Source organism: Sphingomonas oligoaromativorans (genome assembly GCF_011762195.1).
GTDB classification, from domain to species: domain Bacteria; phylum Pseudomonadota; class Alphaproteobacteria; order Sphingomonadales; family Sphingomonadaceae; genus Solisphingomonas; species Solisphingomonas oligoaromativorans.
This window is the reverse complement of sequence record NZ_JAASQK010000003.1, coordinates 378,146-395,164: the sequence shown is the minus strand read 5'-3', so window position 1 is coordinate 395,164 and position 17,019 is coordinate 378,146. Positions and strand designations below refer to the sequence as shown.

Here is a 17,019-nt window from a genome sequence, read left to right as displayed (position 1 = left end):
CACCGTCGAGCCATTCGGCGCATAGGACCGCCGCGCTTTTCCGCCCGCCGGCCGGGGGACGGGCTCACAAGGGAATAGCTTTGATGATCCGACAGGCCCTTCTGCTCTCGGCCCTGCTCGCCTCCCCCGCCTTGTCGGCGGTGCGGCCGACGAACCTTCAGAGTTCGGTTCTGCCCATCCGGTCCCGCGTGGTGATGCGGCCGGACGGGATGGACGTGTGGTCCGGCCGGCGGCTGACGCGGGTGACGGCGCTGGCGGTGGGCGCGGTCCGCGTCCGCATCGGGCTGGAGGGCCAGCTTGGCGAGGACGCCTCCTGGGCGGTGCTGCCCGAGGCGCGGCAGGCGACCGCGCCGGTGACGCCGCTGACATGGGGCTTTGCCGGCGCCGGTCTGGTCGTCACGGTCGATCCCGCGACGGGCGGGCTGACGGTGGCGGACACCGCCGGCCATGTGCTGCTGAAGGATATCGACGCGCCGGCCAGGCGCACCGCGACGGGCGGCGGCGCGGGCTTCCAGCTCGCCAAGGCGATGCCGGCCAACTGGCGCTATTTCGGGCTGGGCGACAAGACCGGCCCGCTCGATCGCCGGGGCGGCAGCTTCGTCACCTGGAACAGCGACTCCCCGTTCCAGGAGACGACCGATCCGCTCTACAAATCGATCCCCTTCGTCATCCCGGTAGGCCCCGACGGCACCGCCGCCGGCCTGTTCCTCGACAATAGCTGGCGCGGCTTCTTCGATTTCGGGAAGGGGCAGAGCGACACGCTCCGCTTCGGCGCCGACGGCGGGCCGATCGACTATTATGTTCTGGCCGGACCGACGGTGAAGGACGTGGTGCAGCGCTATGCCAGGCTCACCGGCCCCTCGCCGCTGCCGCCGCTCTGGGCGCTGGGCTTCCAGCAGTCGCGCTGGAGCTACATGTCGGCGGACGAGGTGCGCGGCATCGCCCAGCATTATCGGCAGGATCATATCCCGCTCGACGCGCTCTGGCTCGACATCGACTATCAGGATCGCAATCGCCCCTTCACGGTCAACACCAAGACCTTCCCCGACATGGCCGGGCTGGTCTCCGATTTGAAGCAGCAGGGCATCCGCACCGTCGCCATCACGGATCTCCACATCGCCTTCGCCCCGAACCAGGGCTACGCCCCTTACGACACCGGCTTCGTCGGCGATCATTTCGTCAAGAAGGCCGATGGCGTCCTCTATGTCGGCCCGGTCTGGCCCGGCCCGGCGGTGTTCCCGGACTTCACCCGCGCCAGCACGCGCGACTGGTGGGGCGGGCTCTACAAGGATTTCGTGGCGGACGGCATCGCCGGCTTCTGGAACGACATGAACGAGCCCGCGGTCTTCAACACCCCGTCCAAGACCATGCCGCTCAGCAATCTCCACCGGATCGAGGAGCCCGGCTTCGCGACGCGCACCGCCACCCACGCCGAGATCCACAACATCTTCGGCATGGAGAACAGCCGCGCCACCCATGACGGCCTGCTCAAGCTCCGCCCCGACGAGCGGCCCTTCGTCCTCACCCGCGCCAGCTTCGCGGGCGGGCAGCGCTATGCCGCGACCTGGACGGGCGACAACAGCTCGACCTGGAACCAGTTGCGCATGACGGTGCCGATGCTGCTCAACCTCGGGATGAGCGGCTTCGCCTGGTCGGGCGCCGACGTCGGCGGCTTCCTCGGCACGCCGTCGGCCGATCTGCTCACCCGCTGGATCGAGATCGGGGCCTTCCAGCCGATCTTCCGCGATCACAGCGCCAAGGACACGGCCTATCAGGAGCCCTGGGTCCACGGCCCCGTCCACGAGGCGATCCGCCGCCGCTTCATCGAGGAGCGCTACCGGCTGATGCCCTATTTCTACGCCGTGGCGGACGAGACGGCGCGCACCGGCCTGCCGATGATGCGGCCCGTGTTCATGGACTATCCCGACGCGCTCGACACCGATTGCCCCAGCGACATGGTCTTCACCGTCGGCGGCAAGCTGCTGGTGGCACCGCCGCCACAGCCGGAATCGCCCGGCTGGTATGACGTCTGCCTGCCCAAGGGCGGCTGGTTCGACTATTGGACGGGCAAGCCCGCCACGCCCCGGATGCGCGGCACGCGGCAGGTGGTGCAGGAGAAGCCCGCGCTCGACCAGTTGCCCGTCTATGTCCGCGCCGGCACGATCCTGCCTCGCCAGCCGCTGGTCCAGTCGACGATGGAGACGCCGGTCGGCGCGCTCGAGCTGGCCGTCTATCCCGGCGACGGCTGTGCAGGCACGCTCTATGCCGACGACGGGCACAGCCTCGGCTATCAGCGCGGCGCGTATCTCCGCCAGACGGTCCGCTGCTCGGTCACGCCCACCGGCCTCGAACTCCGCTTCGACAAACGCGACGGCAGCTATAAACCGTGGTGGCACGACATCGACGTGGTGATCCACGGCTGGAACGGCCCCGCCCCCACCGCGACGCTCGACGACAAGCCCGTCCCGGCCACCGCCGACGCCACCGCCGCGACGCTGACCGTGCGGATACCGGATCGGCGGGATATCTCCTTCCTCCGGCTCGTCCGCACGGCATCGGATCATTAACGCCGAAGAGACCGCCGACCGCCCGGAAACGCCGGTTTCAGGGCGTTTACGATTTGGAAACTTAAGTCTTTGGTAAGAGACCGGCGGCCATAGAAACGGCATGCAGCCGGAACTTGGTCAGCCCTTCGAACCCAGCGAGTCGGTCCGCTCCGTCTATAGCCTGCCCCTGGGGGACGACGGGGTCTGCCTGTTCGACGTGTCGCCGGCGCTGGCCCGCTGCATCGGCCTCTATGCCCGCATCCCCGAATTCGCGCGCGACGGCCATCTGCTCCAGGTGTCCCGCCTGGTCGGCGGGCAGACGGATTAGGCGCCGCCGTGCTCCTCAATGTCTTCAAGGTCCGCCCCAAGGACAAGGAGCTGAATCATGCGGTGCGAGTCGCGCTGATCGAGGCGCTCTACGCCTCCCGCGCCTCGCTTGCCATCGGCGCCCTGCTCGGCGGCGCGGTGGCGGCCGTCACCTCTTATTATTGCCGCACCACGCTCATCGAGGTGACCGGCCTTCTGCTGACGCTGTGCGGCGCGCTGCGCGTGGCGAGCTTCGGCTTCTTCCGCCCCGGCAATCTCAGCGCCGGCGCGAAGAAGTGGGAGATTCTGTACGATATCGGCGCGGTCAGCTATGCCGCGCTGCTCGGCCTGCTGACACTCGAGATCCTGCTCGTCAGCACCGACCTCAGGCTCCACGCGCTGATGGCGACGCTGGCGACCGGCTATGCGGCGGGCGCCGCCGGCCGCAACACCGGCCGGCCCTTCATCGCCATCGGCCAGCTCCTGTCGAGCGCGCTGCCGATCAGCATCGGCCTGCTCCTCACCGATCGCGGCCCGGCGGGGATGCTGCTGGCGGTCGCCAATCTGCTCTTCATTATCGTCGTGACCGACATCACGCTCCTCACCTACAAGACGGTGCTGGAGGCGTTCATCGACCGGCAGGAGAAGCTCCAGCTCGCGACCGTCTACGAGAAACTCTCCAAGACCGATCCGCTGACCGGCATCGACAATCGCGGCACCCTGCGCCTGACGCTGGAGCGGCTGCTCCACGGCCATGAGCAGGCGATCGCGGTGCTGTGGCTGGATCTCGATCGCTTCAAGCAGATCAACGACACGATGGGCCATGCCGCAGGCGACGACCTGCTCCACCATGTCGCCTCGCGCCTCTCCAAATTCGCGACCCCGATGGCCAGCGTCGCCCGCTTCGGCGGCGACGAGTTCATCGTCGTCGTGCCGGTCGAGAATGTCGAGCACGCGATGAAGCTCGCCGAGATGGTGCGCGAGGTGATCGCCAAGCCGGTCGGCTCCGGTCAGGGGATGATGGACCTGACCGTCTCGGTCGGCATCGCCATCTCCTCGCCGGGCATCTCGTCCGACGATCTGCTGCGCCATGCCGACGTCGCGCTCTACGAGGCCAAGGCCAAGGGCCGCAACCGCGTCATCCTGTTCGACCCCGAGATGGAGCGCCGCCTCGTCGATCGGCAGCATCTCGAGCATGATCTCAAGCGCGCCATCGCGCAGGAGGAGCTGGACCTCCATTTCCAGCCGATCGTCAATCTCTCCACCAAGCGGGTCGAGAGCTTCGAGGCGCTGCTGCGCTGGCACCACCCGATCCACGGCAACATCCCGCCGAGCACCTTCGTGCCGATCGCCGAGAGCATCGGCATCATCGATTCGCTCACCGCCTGGGTGCTCCGCGTCGCCTGCGCCGAGGCGCAGCGCTGGCCGGACAGCATCTCGGTGGCGGTGAACATCTCGGCCGGCCTGCTCAAGGGCCGCGACCTGCCGACCATGGTGGTGGAGGCGCTGATGGCCTCCGGCCTCTCGCCGCGCCGGCTGGAGCTGGAGATCACCGAATCCGCGATCGTCGAGGACAATCCCAACGCCGCCGGCCTGCTCGACGGCTTCCAGAAGCTCGGCATCCGGGTGTCGCTCGACGATTTCGGCACGGGCTATTCGTCGCTGAGCTATCTGTGCCGCTACAAGTTCGATCGCATCAAGATCGACCGTTCCTTCATCAGCAGCCCCGACCGGCAGAGCGAGACGCGCGCCGTCGTGCAGGCGATCTCCAGCCTCGCCAAGTCGCTCGACCTCTCGGTGATCGCCGAGGGGATCGAGACGACCGAACAGGAGGACTATGTCGCCGGGCTCGGCTGCGCGGCAGGGCAAGGCTATCTCTTCGCCCGTCCCATGCCGCGCGAGCACATCGCCGGCTACCTCGCCGGCACGCCCAACGGCGCCGACACGGTGTCGCCCCGGATCACGCCCCTGCGGGTAGTTCGGTCGAACGCCTAGCCTGAATGCCGGCCAGCCGGCGCATCACCTTCACATGCTGCCCGCCGATGCCGAGCGCCGTCTCCGCCCAGATCCGGGCGACGCGCTGAAGCTCCTCCATGGTGATCGGGTTCACCTCGCGGCTGGCGCGGTAGATGCCGAGATGGCCGCCCTGCCGCTTGCCGTTGCGGGCGATATAATCCTGCACTGCCGCCTCGCCCTCGCCCGGCTCGGCGAGCACATGGACCAGGCCCATGTCGTATAGCTCCTCCGCCGTGAAGGTCTTGCCGCTGAGCATGATCTGCTCGGCCTTGGCGGCGCCGAGGCGGCGGGTCAGGATCGAGTGCGCCCCCACGCCCGGAAACAGGCCGAAGGCATTCTCCGGCAGCGAGAAGCGCGCCTGACGCTCCGCCACCAGCACGTCGAAGGAGAGCGCCGTCTCGAAGCCGCCGCCCACCGTCTCGCCCTGGATGAGCGCGATGGTGACGACCGGCAGCCCCTGCGCCGTCATGTTGCGATAAAGGATCTCGACGCACAGATAGGCATAGCGGACGAGGCCATCGAGATCGCCCGCCTCGATCATGTCGGCGACAACCGCAAGGTCGCCGCCGAGGTTGAACACTCCAGGCACCCGCGAGCCCAGAATAACATATTTGAGCTGCGGATCACCCGAAGCAAAGCTCCGCCCGATTTCGTTCTGCCAGGCCTGAAGATCGCGCAACAACAGCGGATTGAATGCGGGCCGAAGAGTCGGCGTCATGAAACTCCACAACGCCTGCGTCGAGGGATCCCAACGGACCTCGATCTCGGAAAGATCGAAGCGATATCTTGGGCGGGGCCGGTCAACATCGCTCGAATGAGAGAGGTCGACGGCATCAAGCAAATGCTTGTCTTCGCCCAAGAGCTGACTGTGCTGGTTTTCCATATCGAGCCCCACAAACGCCAACAACATATTAACTATAGCAAAATGTTTAGTCGCGCCATCGATGTTCGCCGACAAGGCGGTTTGTTGCGCCGCCGTATCAGTCTGAGACGCCCGGAGCCGGCCCGGCATTTTTTGCCGCCTGCGACCCGCCCCTCTCCCTGTTGCCTCGATATTATGTCGAACCCGCGGCGCTGTCCGCGCCGAAATCGGACAAGGTGCCCCAGATCGGAGCGATTCTCCTCCGATCGCCATCCGCCAAGATTTATGGTTTTGTGCGTCGCAACACGCGCCCTTCGCCGAAATAGGGCTATCTGCTGCAAATAATCAGCCATAGATATCGCCGAATCCGCTCCGACGACAGCGCACCAAATCTCGCCCCATCCCGGCCGGCCGGCGGGAATCTGGACTCGAAACGCCCTGCTCGAATAATAAATCGGCGGAAATCCTGATCGAGATTTCCGTGGCGTCTATTGTACCAATCGCCAGATCATCACGCATCCGACTTTGCCGTGACTGGCGCCAACGGCACCCCCATCATCGAAGGCGCCCCACTCCCCGACCTCGGCCTTCTGGATCGGACAACACCCAAACCCTGCCGGGCCTCGACGCAGCACCATATTCAGCGTCGAGGCGAGTGATCCGCACCATGTGCCGAGTGCGCCCAACTTCCCGGCCACCGATTTCATGGTAGCCTGAGCGCATCTGCGGGCAGCCCTCGTCCAGGAACGCAGGGGCACCCGATTGCGGCCAAGGGGACAGGCGGAGTGGTGGCGACGAAGCGCATCTATGGCCTGGATGTCGCCCGATCCTGGGCGATGCTGCTCGCCCTGACGGCCCATGCGATGGTTCAGGTGGGCACGCCCATGCCTTCGCCGCTGATCGGCATCGTGATCCGCACCTCGACGCCGATCTTCATCCTGCTCTTCGGCGCGATGATCGCGCTGGTCCACCTGCCCCGCGCGGAGCGTGACGGCCTGAAGGCGCTGACCCGACGGAGCTGGGCGCGGGGCATCCAGTGCTATCTGCTGTTCCTCGCCAACGTGATCGCGCTGTGGATCGCCGTGCCCTACAGCGCGCGATACGCCTTCCTCTGCGCGCTGATGCTCGGCAGCACGCCTTATGCCGGCATCCTGCAATATTATACGATCATGTTCATGGCGATGCCGCTGGCCATCCTGCTGCTGCGGCGGGTGCCGGCGCCGCTGTGCCTCGCCGCCGCCGTCTGCGTACATCTGGCCTTCCCGCAGCTCAAGAGCCTGCCGACGCCGCCGCCGGTGATGGGCCAGCCGATCCTCGCCCGGATCGTCGATCTGACGATCGGCACGGGCAGCGTCCCCCAGATCGCGGGGCCGTCCATCCTCCATAGCCTGGTGCTGGTCTTCGCGGGCTTCCTGCTGGGGCGCTGGCTGACGGGCGCCTCCCCGCGCGGAAGGCTGTGGCCGCTGCCGCTGCTCTTCGCGGCGGCGGGCCTCTGGTCGCTGACCCAGACCCGCTACGGGCCGATCGACCTGACCAGCCTCTCCTCGATGCGCCTGCGCAACCTCAATCACCCGGCCTACACCTTCATCATGGGCGGGTTCGCGCTGGTGCTGATCCTCGCCGCCGTCGCGGCGACCCGAGGGCGGCGGGTGCCCGATGCCCTGCTCGTGCTTGGCCGGCGCTCGCTGTTCGGCTTCGGCTTCGGCAATGTCATCATCACCTTCTGGCCCCGGACGATCGCGACGCAGCTCGGCGCCGCGCCATCCGCATTGCTGCTGCTCATGGTCGTGATCGCGGTGATCTTCGCCTATGATCGCGCGCTGGCGCGGGGGAAGCCGGGCGAGGCGGGCCGCTTCTCCTTCCCCGGCCTGATCCATGCAACGGCCACCGCCGCCGACCGCCTCACCACGCGCGCGGCCAACGCCCTCATTCGGCCCGCCAGGCACATCCGGCGCTCCTGCGCCCGCATCGCGGCCCCGGAACTCAGCGATAGTTGAAGCTGATGCTGATCCGTTCGGATTTCGCCTGCCCGGCCGGCACCTCGTGCCGCAACCAGCTCTCCCACAGGAAGATGCTGCCTTCTAAGGGCGTCGCATAGACGAAGGTCTGCGCCTCCTCCGGCGCGTCCCGGCGGCGGAGCGGCGCCGCCATCATCATCGGCAGGCGCGGATCTTCCAGCTTCAGCCCCTGCGCCCCCTCCGGCACGCGGACATAGATGGTGCCCGATACGATGCTGTGCGGATGGATATGGCCGGAATGACCACCCGATCCCTTGAGGACGTTGACCCACAGGCTGTCCAGCTTCGGCCGGCGCCCGCCCAGATCGAGATAAGCCTCGTCGACGAAGCGACGGACATGCTTGTCGAGCGCGCGGCGCAGATCGTCGAACACCGGATTGCGGACGGGCAGATCGTTCAGCGACGCATAGGAGGTGTAGCCGGGATAGCCCTGCTGCCTGCTCCAGGCGCGCCCCGCGCGATCCTCGCGGGCGAGCGACAGCGCGGCCTCCTCCAGCTCGGCGAGCAGACCGGTGTCGTCCAGCTCGCCCTGATAGAAACGTGTCGCGAAAAGTGTCCGGGTCGTCATCCGCCGCCAAGCCCCGATATTCGGATCGTCCCTGCCGGGATGGACGCGCGACCTACAGGACTCGCGGAGCCGCCGCAACATGATGGCCCCCGCGCCGGAAACGCCCCACAAAATGGCCCATCGGCATTTAACTTTGGTCGAACCCTAAACTCTCGGGGCCGCCAGCCGTTATCAAGAGGGCTAACGGGAGTTTAACCTTGAGCCAGCCGCTGCCGACACGAAAAGCCCCGCTCGGGCCGAAGGTGACCCAGCCTGCCGGTCAAGCCTTGCCTGTGGACATCCTGGCGGCGCTGGTCCGCCTCGATCGCCTGCATCGCACCGCGCCGACCGCACGATAAGGCGGAAACCTCTTCAGAAAGGCGGATGGAGCCTGCACGGGATGCAGGCCCGTGGTCATCGCGAATCTGGAAGGATCATCAAGATGGCGGAGCGGGAGGGATTCGAACCCTCGAGGAGCTTTGGACCCCTACACACTTTCCAGGCGTGCGCCTTCGACCACTCGGCCACCGCTCCGTGCCGGGGGCTGCTAGCGACATCGGAGCGCTTCCGCAAGCTCTCGCGCTATGGCAGGCTGCCGGAATGCGTCGATCCGTCCTGTCGCCCGCCTTTCTCGCCCTTCTGCTGACGGCGGCGTCGCCGCCTCCTGCCGCCCTGTCACCGGGCGAGATCGTCGCTGCGGCGCCTCCCGGCGCGTGGCAGGCGGTTGCGCCCGACGATCTGCTGGTGATGGATCTCACCAATGGCCCGCGCGTCGTGATCGAACTGGCGCCCGACTTCGCGCCCGTCCACGTCGCCAACATCCGGGCGCTCGCCCGCGCGGGATGGTTCGATGGCAGCGCGGTGGTGCGCGTGCAGGATAATTATGTCGTCCAATGGGGCGGTGCCGACGGGAAAAAGCCGCTTCCGGCCGGTGTGATCGCGCATCCGCCGGCGGAATATGAGCGGCCGCTGGCCGGGCTGACGGTGCGGCCGCTGGGCTCGCCCGATGCCTATGCGCCGCGTGTCGGCCATGCGGATGGCTGGCCGGTCGCGAGCGACGGCCGGACGGCGTGGCTGACCCATTGCTACGGGATGGTCGGCGTGGGCCGCGACATGCCGCCCGACACCGGGACCGGCGCCGAACTCTATACGGTGATCGGGCAGGCGCCGCGCCATCTCGATCGCAACATCGCGCTGGTTGGCCGGATCGTGGAGGGGATCGAGCTATTGGCGGCGCTTCCGCGCGGAACGGGCGATCTGGGCTTCTATACCGATGCGCGACAGAGGCTCGCGATTCGCCGGGTGCGGATCGCGGCCGACATGCCCGCCGCCGAGCGGCCGCGTTTCGAGGTTATGCGCGGGGACTCGCCGGCCTTCGCCGCCTATCTCGATGCGCGCGCCAACCGGCGCGACGCCTTCTTCGTGCGCCCGGCGGGCGGGGTCGATCTCTGCAACGCGCCGGTGCCCGTCCGGCCTCGGCATTAGGGTCTAGCGCGGTCGCTCGTTGCGCGAGGGGGCGGGAGCAGGAACCGCCCTATGCGCAGAACCGCCGGACGGGCCGTGCCAGCCATGGCCACCGGGGCCTCGGCCTCCGTTTCCACCATGCCAGCCGCCGCCGGGGCGCCCGTTCCAGCCGTGTGGGCCATGCCCCTTCCATCCGGGGTTGCCATGCCCGCCGGCCCAGCCGTGTCCGCCGTTCCATCCATGGCCGGGGCCGTTCCAGTGGTGGCGATGGCCGCCACGGTCGTAAACATAGAAGCCGGTGCCCGGATAATAGAAGCCGTCATACCAGCCATAGCCCGGCCAGCCATCATAGCCGCCATAGCCATCGCCATAGACGTCGCCGTAAAAGCCGCCGCCATAGACTCCGTAGCCGTCATAGCCGTCGTCGACACATCCGCCGAGCGCCAGCGCCGCGCCGGCCAGCGCCAGCAGCGGAAGCGCCCTGCGAAGCCGCCCCCGGCTCATGCTGTCGCGTGCCATCTCTCTCTCCATCGCGGAGGGGTTGCCTGGAGAAACCATTGTATCTCATGGGCTTGAACCGGCGCTGAACCCGCCCGGCCGACGATGGACAAGCGCGCGGTCAGAAGGGCAGCAGCTTCGATTGCGGCGTGAACTTCATATAGCCGACATTGGCGCCCAGCCGCCAGCCGACGCCCAGCCGGATCGGGATCAGCACGATGTCGCCACGGCGCAGATAGCTCGCGGTGAAGCCGCCGATGAAATAAGCGGTGCCCTCCGCCGCCGGGAAACGATGATAGGCATCCTGGCTGTCGTAGAGATTGTAGACGAGGATGAATTCCTTCGACGCGTTGCCGCCAATGTCGAAGCCCAGCGACGGGCCGGTCCAGTAGATCGGGCGGTCGCCCTCCACCTTGTGGTGCAGCACGCCCGAGCCGTAGCGCAGGCCGATGGCGAAGGCGCCGCTCGCCTCGCGGCCGGAGATATAGGCGGTGGGGCGGCCCTGATCCTTGAGGATCTTCTCGATGATCTTGGCGAGGCCCTCGGTGCCGCGGCCGAATACGCCCTCGGCGGCGTCGAGCACGTCGCTTTCCTGATAGGTCTGCGAATCCGAGGCTCGCGAGGCGTTGGTGGACGGCGGGGCGGCGCGCTCCTCGCTCTCTTCGGGGGCGGATGCCGGCGGTGGGGCGCCGCGATCCTCGGCGAGCGGAGGGGTATAGGCCGGGCCGCTGGTTTCGGGCTGGCCGTTGCCGAGCGCGTCGGCATGGGCCTGAGCGGAGGACGGGTCGACCGTGCGGATCTGCGCTGCGGCCGGCTGAGCCAGCAATCCGCCGAGAGCCGCGATGCCGGCGGCGGCCCCGAGCCGACGGGCGATGATCGTCATGAAACCTGTGCTCCCCAACTTCTCAAGGCTCTGGTTAACCGCGAAGCGCCTTAGCACGCAATGAATGGCAAGGGGGATGGATGCGGCACGACTCAATGGCAGCACATTTCACCGCGCAGAGGCAGTTGTGCAGTCCGAAAACCGTCGCTATAGCCCCCCGAAGCCGGCCCGGAGACGTGGGTGAGTGGCTGAAACCAACGCTTTGCTAAAGCGTCATACGGGAAACCGTATCGAGGGTTCGAATCCCTCCGTCTCCGCCACAAGCCCCAGAGGCATCGGTCACGCCGGCCCTTTCGAACGCATTCTCCGCTTCGTCCATCCGTGCCCCCACGAGGGTCAGGGGCCAGAGAGCTCTTTCAGCGCGGTGTTGGAGTCGGCGATCCTGTCCGGGTCGGCGGTGGCGCGCGTAAGGACGAGGGCACGCCCCTGCACATAGTCCCTGGCGGCATTGACGCAGTCGAGCGCGATGACGCGGCCCTGCTTCAGATAGACGATCGAGAAGGAGCGCGAAGCCGGATCGCCGCGCAATATCGCACGGTCATGGCCGGTCGAGAGGCCGACCGTCTGGAGCCGGAGATCATATTGGTTGGACCAGAACCAGGGCACCGCATGATAGGCTTCCGGCTCGCCGGTGATGGCCTTGGCCACCGTGGTCGCCATATCGTTGGCGTTCTGGACGGATTCGAGGCGGATCGCCATGCCGCCGGCAAACCCGTTGGCATGGAGCGCGCAATCCCCGACGGCGAAGATATCAGGCAGGGACGTACGGCCATGCTCGTCGACCGCCACGCCGTTACCGCCCTCCGCGCCGGCCGCCATCAGCGGCTCGACCGCCGGCAGGATGCCGATGCCGACGATCACCATCTCCGCCGCAATGATCTCGCCGTCCGCAAGGGCGACGCCCGTGACGCGGCCGTCCGTGCCCGCGATCCTCTCGACCCTCGCCCCCAGCCGGACATCGACACCATGCGCGCGATGCTCGCCCTCGTAGAAGCGCGACAGGGCTTCGCCCGCCACCCGTGCCAGCACACGATCGAGCGCTTCCAGCACCGTCACCCGCTTGCCGAGCTTGGACAGGACAGCCGCCGCCTCCAGCCCGATATACCCGCCGCCGATCACCACGACCCGCTCCGTCGAGCCCAGCTCGGCGATCATCCGGTCGACATCGGCGCGGCTGCGCACCGAATGGACGCCGGCGAGATCATGGCCTTCGCAGGCGATGCGCCGCGGATGACCGCCCGTTGCCCAGATGAGCTGGCCATAGCCGATCGTCGTGCCGTCATCGGTGGTGACGACATGCGCCTGGGGATCGACCGTGACGACACGCCGCCCGGTCAGCATCTCCACCTCGCGCTCGGCCCAGAAGGCGGCGGGGCGGATCATGATCCGCTCGAAGGGCTTTTCCTGCGCCAGATAATCCTTGCTGAGCGGCGGCCGTTCATAGGGAAGCTCGGGCTCCTCCCCGATCATCGCGATGCTGCCCGCGAACTTGCGCTGGCGCAGCGCGATTGCCGCCTGCGCGCCGCCATGGCCACATCCCACGATCACGACATCGGTGCGCATTGCGTTTCCCACGTCCCGTCCCTCCTCAACGCGGTGCCATGCGGATCGCACCATCGAGCCGGATCACCTCGCCGTTCAGCATGGGATTGCCGAGGATGCTCTCCACGAGCCGCGCATATTCCTCCGGCCGGCCGAGCCGGCTCGGATGCGGCACCTGCGTGCCGAGGCTGTCTTGCGCGGCTTGCGGCAGACCCATCAGCATCGGCGTCAGGAAGATGCCCGGCGCGATCGTCATCACCCGGATACGATGCTGGGCGAGATCGCGCGCCACCGGCAGCGTCAGCCCCACCACGCCCCCCTTGGAGGCCGCATAGGCCGCCTGCCCGATCTGCCCGTCATAGGCGGCGACCGAGGCGGTGTTGACGATCACGCCGCGCTCCTCGCCCACGGGCTCGGCGACGCACAGGCGGGCGGCGAACTGGGCGATCAGATTATAGGTGCCGATCAGATTGATCTCGATCGCCTTGCGGAAAGCGTCGAGCGGATGGGGTTTGCCCTCCTTCGACACCGTCTTGATCGCGGGCGCGACGCCGGCGCAGTTGACGAGGATGCGGGCGACGCCCTGCGCCTCCGCCGCACGATCGAGCGCGACCCCGACATCGCCCTCGCCGGTCACGTCGGCGCGCAGGAAGAGGCCGCCGATCGCATCGGCATGGGCACGGCCCGCCTCCTCGTTGAGATCGAGGATCGCCACCTTCGCGCCGCGCGCGGCCAGCATCGCCGCCGTCGCTCCGCCGAGCCCGGAGGCGCCCCCCGTCACGATCGCCGATGCACCCTTGATCTCCATGTCTTTCCCTCTTCAATCCTTGAGACGGACCAGGCCTTCCTGCGCCACCGAGGCGACCAGACGGCCGTCCCGCGTGAAGATGGTTCCGCGCGCCAGCGTGCGCGCGCCGCCCGTGAACGGGCTGTCCATCGCGTAGAGCAGCCATTCGTCGGCGCGGAAGCGCCGGTGGAACCAGATCGCATGATCGAGGCTGGCATCCTGCAAGCGCGGATCGCACCAGCTCACCCCCAGCGGCAGCAGCCCGGTGTGCATCAGATAGAGATCGGAAGCGTAACAGAGCATCCGCTGATGCTCGGCCGGATCGTCGCCGAGCGGCTTCCTGAAGCGGAACCACAGAGCCCGCCGGGGCAGCGACGGAGACGGCGAGACGGTGACGAAGGGTTCCACCGAACGGAAGTCGATGCCGATGTCCCGATCCCAGAAGGCGGCGCGGTGCGGGGGCATTCCGGGCAGCGCCGCCGCAATCACGTCATCCTGCGACGGCAGCGTCTCCGGGTCGGGCACGGCGGGCATGGGTGTCTGCTGGCCCGGCCCCTCCTCCTCGACATGGAAGGAGGCGGCGAGGTTCAGGATCACCGCATCGTCCTGCGTTGCCTGCACGCGCCGGGCGGAGAAACTGCGGCCGTCGCTGTCGCGGTGGACGGTGAAACGGATCGGCCGGTCGACGCGGCCGGCGCGCACGAAATAAGCGTGGCAGCTATGCACCAGCCGGCCGGCCGGCGCGCCGCGCTGCGCGGTCGCCAGCGCCTGCGCCAGCACATGGCCTCCGAACAGGCGCTCCAGCGGGCCACCGGTCGGCGGCACGGTGAAGACATCGGGCGCCACTTCGTCGAAGACGAACAGATTGGCCGGTACGCCGCCACGATCGGTCACGGGCTTCTCCTTGCTGTCCGAACGGCTTGGCAAAGCCGCCGCCGGAGGGGAAGCTGTGATCCTATCGAGGTGATGCCGATGACCGAAACCGCCCGCCCCTTCTCCGCCGCCCGTCCCAGCCGCTGCTTCGAGGATCTCGTGGTGGGCGAGGTCCGCCGCTCCGCGGCCCGCACCGTCAGCGAGGCCGATATCCTCGCCTTCGCGCGCGAGTGGGATCCGCAATGGTTCCACAGCGATGCCGAGCTGGCGCGCGGCTCCGTCTTCGGCGAGGTGGTCGCGAGCGGCATCCACGTCCTCGCGCTCTGGCGGCAGATGGATCATGAGATCAATTCCGACATCGACTTCGTCTGCGGCGTCGGCTGGGACGAAGTGCGGATGCGCAAAGCCGTCCGCGCCGGCGACAGCATCCATGTCACCTCCGAAATCGTCGAGCTGCGCCCATCGGCCTCGCGCAGCGATCGTGGCACCGCCATCACGCGCTACGCCGTCGTCAACCAGCGTGGCGAGGAGGCGGTGAGCTTCACCAGCATCAACCTCGTCTACACCCGCTCCGGCAGGCAGAGGGACGCGGCCAGCGCCTCCGCCTCCGCATAGGCCGTCGCCATCGCCGCCTCGACGACATCCTCCGGCCCGTAGGTCGGGCGGACATGGATCGTGTGGATGGCGCTGACGCCGATGAAGCGCAGCCAGGATTCGAGATAGGCGCGCTGGAAGTCGAAACCGGCCAACGGCCCGTCCGGCCGGACGTCGAGCGCGCCCGACGCGACGATCAGCGCGCTGCGCCCGGCGGCATGGCCCCGCCCTTCGCCGTCCACGACCGAAAAGGTCATGCCCGGCTGCGTGATGAGGTCGATATAATGTTTGAGCCGGTAGGGAATGCCGAAATTCCACATCGGCACGCTGAACAGCCAGGCATCGAACGACAGGAAATGCGCCGTCTTCTCGCGGATCGCATCCCAGTCACCGCGCACCGCCTCGCCGACGGGATCGCCGGCGATCAGGGCATAGCGTCCTTCGATGACGGGGCCGTCCAGCTCGGGCAGATCCGCCTCGAACAGGCCCAGACGCTCGACCTGCACGCCAGTCAGCCCCGAGATCAGCCGCCGCGCGACCGAGGCCGACCGCGAGCGCCCTCCGCGGGGGCTCGCCTCGACATGAAGCAGGCGGCCGATCGCCCTAGTCATCGGGAAGCTCGGCGAAGACCGTCCCGTCCTCGACATGGACGGGATAGACCGGCAGGCATTTCCTGGTGAGATTGCCCGACGGCGTGCCGTTGCGCAGATCGAAGCGGACACCGTGCAGCGGGCAGAAGAGATAAGGCCCCTTCACCCGCCCGCCTTCCAGATGGGAGAAGGCGTGGGTACACATATTGTCGGCCGCGAACAGGCCGGCGGTGCTGCGGCAGAGGAGGACGGAGCGCCCGGCTACGTCGAACGCCTTGTTGGCCCCTTCGGGCACCTCGCTGAGCGGAGCGATGCGGTGGCGGGCCATCAGCGCCTCTGATCGAAGCGGCGGCCGAGCATCGCGCTGGCGATGTTGACCTTCTGGATATCGATGGCGCCGCCGGCGATGCCCCAGCCCCAACTGTCCCGCAGCCGCCTCTCCATCGGGAATTCGCGCGAATAACCATAGGCGCCCATCAACTGCACGGCCTCCCCCGCCACCTCGCGCGCGATCGAATTGGCGAAGCATTTGGCGGTCGAGCTGTCGAGGATCGAGGGCAACCCATCCTCCGCATTGGCCGCCGCGCGCCAGATCAGCAGACGGGCGGCATCCACCTTCATATGCATCTCGGCGAGCTTGAGCTGCACCGCCTGGAACTCGACGATGGCCTTCCCGAACTGCCTGCGTTCCTGAACATAAGCGGCGACGTCCTCCAGCGCGCCGGACGCCTGCCCCAGCGCCATGGTGGCATTGCCGCAGCGTTCGAGATCGAACGTCTCCATCAGCTTCCGAAAGCCGCCCGCCGGCACCACGATATGGTCGAGCGGCACCTCGACATCGTCGAAATGCAGATCGCACGAGGGCACGCCGCGGAAGCCCATCAACTGCTCCGGCGGGCCGAAGCCGAAGCCCGGCATTCCCTTTTCCACCACCACCGCGCCGATCGCTTTCGGGCCGGGATCGTCCGACAGGCGGCAATAGACGAGATAGGCATCGGCATGGCCGCCGCCCGAGCACCAGCGCTTGGTGCCGTTGAGGATCAGCCTGTCGCCCTTCACCACGCCCTTCGTCTTGAGATCGGTCAGCGCCGAGCCCGCGTCCGGCTCGGACATGCCGATCGCCACCACCATCTCGCCCCGGCACACCGCCGGCACGATCCGCTGCTTCAAGGCGTCCGACCCGAAATGCTCGATCGCCCGCACCGGGCCGACCGAGGATTCGAAGATCGGGAAGGCGACCGCCGAGGATATCCTGGCGAACTCCTCCAGCACGATCAGCGCTTCGAGATTGCCGAGGCCGAGGCCACCCAGAGCCTCCGGCACATTGATCCCGAGGAACCCCATCTCGGCATAGCGTTTCACCAGTTCATGGCTGGGCGGCCTGTTGTCGCGCTCGCACGCGGCCGCGATGGCCGGCAACTCGGCGCGGGCGAAAACGCGGGCCGCCTCGCGCAATTCCTCCTGCTCGGACGTGAGCCTGAAATCCATGCCTC

At 67.6% G+C, this 17,019-nt stretch carries 17 protein-coding genes and 2 tRNA genes; 8 read left to right on the top strand and 11 right to left on the bottom strand.

Annotated elements, in window-relative coordinates; genetic code table 11:
* Positions 1-83 precede the first annotated feature (83 nt).
* From FHS98_RS08335 to FHS98_RS08325, 3 genes are all read left to right on the top strand, one after another.
* Complete coding sequence (locus tag FHS98_RS08335) at positions 84-2,567, top strand: glycoside hydrolase family 31 protein (RefSeq protein ID WP_167102800.1); 2,484 nt, start codon at positions 84-86, stop codon at positions 2,565-2,567.
* Between the two features lie 100 nt (positions 2,568-2,667).
* Entirely contained in the window at positions 2,668-2,874 is a 207-nt protein-coding gene (locus tag FHS98_RS08330; RefSeq protein ID WP_167102796.1) for a hypothetical protein, read from the top strand.
* Between the two features lie 8 nt (positions 2,875-2,882).
* On the top strand, positions 2,883-4,847 hold the full coding sequence (locus FHS98_RS08325) for an EAL domain-containing protein (RefSeq protein ID WP_167102793.1): 1,965 nt from the start codon (positions 2,883-2,885) through the stop codon (positions 4,845-4,847).
* Here FHS98_RS08325 and FHS98_RS08320 read toward each other — a convergent pair.
* Positions 4,813-5,751 (bottom strand): crotonase/enoyl-CoA hydratase family protein, encoded by a 939-nt coding sequence (locus tag FHS98_RS08320; protein WP_243847931.1) that lies wholly within the window; start codon positions 5,749-5,751, stop codon positions 4,813-4,815. The two genes, FHS98_RS08325 and FHS98_RS08320, sit on opposite strands and share 35 nt — an antisense overlap.
* 767 nt (positions 5,752-6,518) lie before the next feature.
* Between FHS98_RS08320 and opgC the strand changes: the two genes are divergently transcribed.
* Positions 6,519-7,727 (top strand): OpgC domain-containing protein, encoded by a 1,209-nt coding sequence (gene opgC / locus FHS98_RS08315; RefSeq protein ID WP_167102790.1) that lies wholly within the window; start codon positions 6,519-6,521, stop codon positions 7,725-7,727.
* Here opgC and FHS98_RS08310 read toward each other — a convergent pair.
* Positions 7,714-8,316, bottom strand: coding sequence for a TIGR02466 family protein (locus FHS98_RS08310; RefSeq protein WP_167102787.1), 603 nt, complete (start codon positions 8,314-8,316; stop codon positions 7,714-7,716). The genes opgC and FHS98_RS08310 overlap by 14 nt on opposite strands.
* A 197-nt stretch (positions 8,317-8,513) precedes the next feature.
* Here FHS98_RS08310 and FHS98_RS08305 point away from each other — a divergent pair, with 197 nt between their 5' ends.
* On the top strand, positions 8,514-8,654 hold the full coding sequence (locus FHS98_RS08305; RefSeq protein ID WP_167102784.1) for a hypothetical protein: 141 nt from the start codon (positions 8,514-8,516) through the stop codon (positions 8,652-8,654).
* Between the two features lie 84 nt (positions 8,655-8,738).
* Here FHS98_RS08305 and FHS98_RS08300 read toward each other — a convergent pair.
* Positions 8,739-8,829: transfer RNA gene (locus FHS98_RS08300), tRNA-Ser, on the bottom strand.
* Between the two features lie 66 nt (positions 8,830-8,895).
* On the opposite strand from FHS98_RS08300, the gene FHS98_RS08295 reads away from it, so the two are divergent.
* Positions 8,896-9,780, top strand: a complete 885-nt coding sequence (locus FHS98_RS08295) for a peptidylprolyl isomerase (RefSeq protein ID WP_167102781.1) — start codon at positions 8,896-8,898, stop codon at positions 9,778-9,780.
* A gap of 3 nt (positions 9,781-9,783) precedes the next feature.
* Here FHS98_RS08295 and FHS98_RS08290 read toward each other — a convergent pair whose 3' ends face one another.
* Both FHS98_RS08290 and FHS98_RS08285 read right to left on the bottom strand, forming a co-directional pair.
* Positions 9,784-10,278, bottom strand: coding sequence for a hypothetical protein (locus FHS98_RS08290; protein ID WP_167102778.1), 495 nt, complete (start codon positions 10,276-10,278; stop codon positions 9,784-9,786).
* Between the two features lie 100 nt (positions 10,279-10,378).
* Positions 10,379-11,140 (bottom strand): DUF1134 domain-containing protein, encoded by a 762-nt coding sequence (locus FHS98_RS08285; RefSeq protein WP_167102776.1) that lies wholly within the window; start codon positions 11,138-11,140, stop codon positions 10,379-10,381.
* 170 nt (positions 11,141-11,310) lie between these two features.
* Between FHS98_RS08285 and FHS98_RS08280 the strand changes: the two genes are divergently transcribed.
* Positions 11,311-11,400 (top strand) — tRNA-Ser (locus FHS98_RS08280).
* A 76-nt stretch (positions 11,401-11,476) separates the two neighbouring features.
* Here FHS98_RS08280 and FHS98_RS08275 read toward each other — a convergent pair.
* The 3 genes from FHS98_RS08275 to FHS98_RS08265 are packed head-to-tail and all read right to left on the bottom strand — an operon-like array spanning position 11,477 to position 14,363.
* Positions 11,477-12,703 (bottom strand): NAD(P)/FAD-dependent oxidoreductase, encoded by a 1,227-nt coding sequence (locus tag FHS98_RS08275; protein WP_167103073.1) that lies wholly within the window; start codon positions 12,701-12,703, stop codon positions 11,477-11,479.
* Between the two features lie 25 nt (positions 12,704-12,728).
* On the bottom strand, positions 12,729-13,490 hold the full coding sequence (locus FHS98_RS08270) for an SDR family NAD(P)-dependent oxidoreductase (protein WP_167102773.1): 762 nt from the start codon (positions 13,488-13,490) through the stop codon (positions 12,729-12,731).
* Positions 13,491-13,502: 12 nt separating this feature from the next.
* Complete coding sequence (locus FHS98_RS08265; RefSeq protein WP_167102769.1) at positions 13,503-14,363, bottom strand: acyl-CoA thioesterase domain-containing protein; 861 nt, start codon at positions 14,361-14,363, stop codon at positions 13,503-13,505.
* Between the two features lie 78 nt (positions 14,364-14,441).
* On the opposite strand from FHS98_RS08265, the gene FHS98_RS08260 reads away from it, so the two are divergent.
* Positions 14,442-14,957, top strand: a complete 516-nt coding sequence (locus FHS98_RS08260; RefSeq protein WP_167102766.1) for a MaoC family dehydratase — start codon at positions 14,442-14,444, stop codon at positions 14,955-14,957.
* Here FHS98_RS08260 and FHS98_RS08255 read toward each other — a convergent pair.
* From FHS98_RS08255 to FHS98_RS08245, 3 genes are read right to left on the bottom strand one after another with little or no spacing between them, the layout of a single operon-like run.
* Entirely contained in the window at positions 14,903-15,547 is a 645-nt protein-coding gene (locus tag FHS98_RS08255) for an FMN-dependent NADH-azoreductase (protein WP_208402115.1), read from the bottom strand. The two genes, FHS98_RS08260 and FHS98_RS08255, sit on opposite strands and share 55 nt — an antisense overlap.
* Positions 15,540-15,854: a Rieske (2Fe-2S) protein gene (locus FHS98_RS08250; RefSeq protein ID WP_167102763.1), complete on the bottom strand. Its 315-nt coding sequence runs from the start codon at positions 15,852-15,854 to the stop codon at positions 15,540-15,542. Before FHS98_RS08250 ends, FHS98_RS08255 begins: the two co-directional genes overlap by 8 nt.
* The gene (locus FHS98_RS08245) at positions 15,854-17,014 is read right to left on the bottom strand and encodes an acyl-CoA dehydrogenase family protein (RefSeq protein WP_167102760.1); all 1,161 of its coding nucleotides are present in this window, start codon (positions 17,012-17,014) and stop codon (positions 15,854-15,856) included. Before FHS98_RS08245 ends, FHS98_RS08250 begins: the two co-directional genes overlap by 1 nt.
* Positions 17,015-17,019 lie beyond the last annotated feature (5 nt).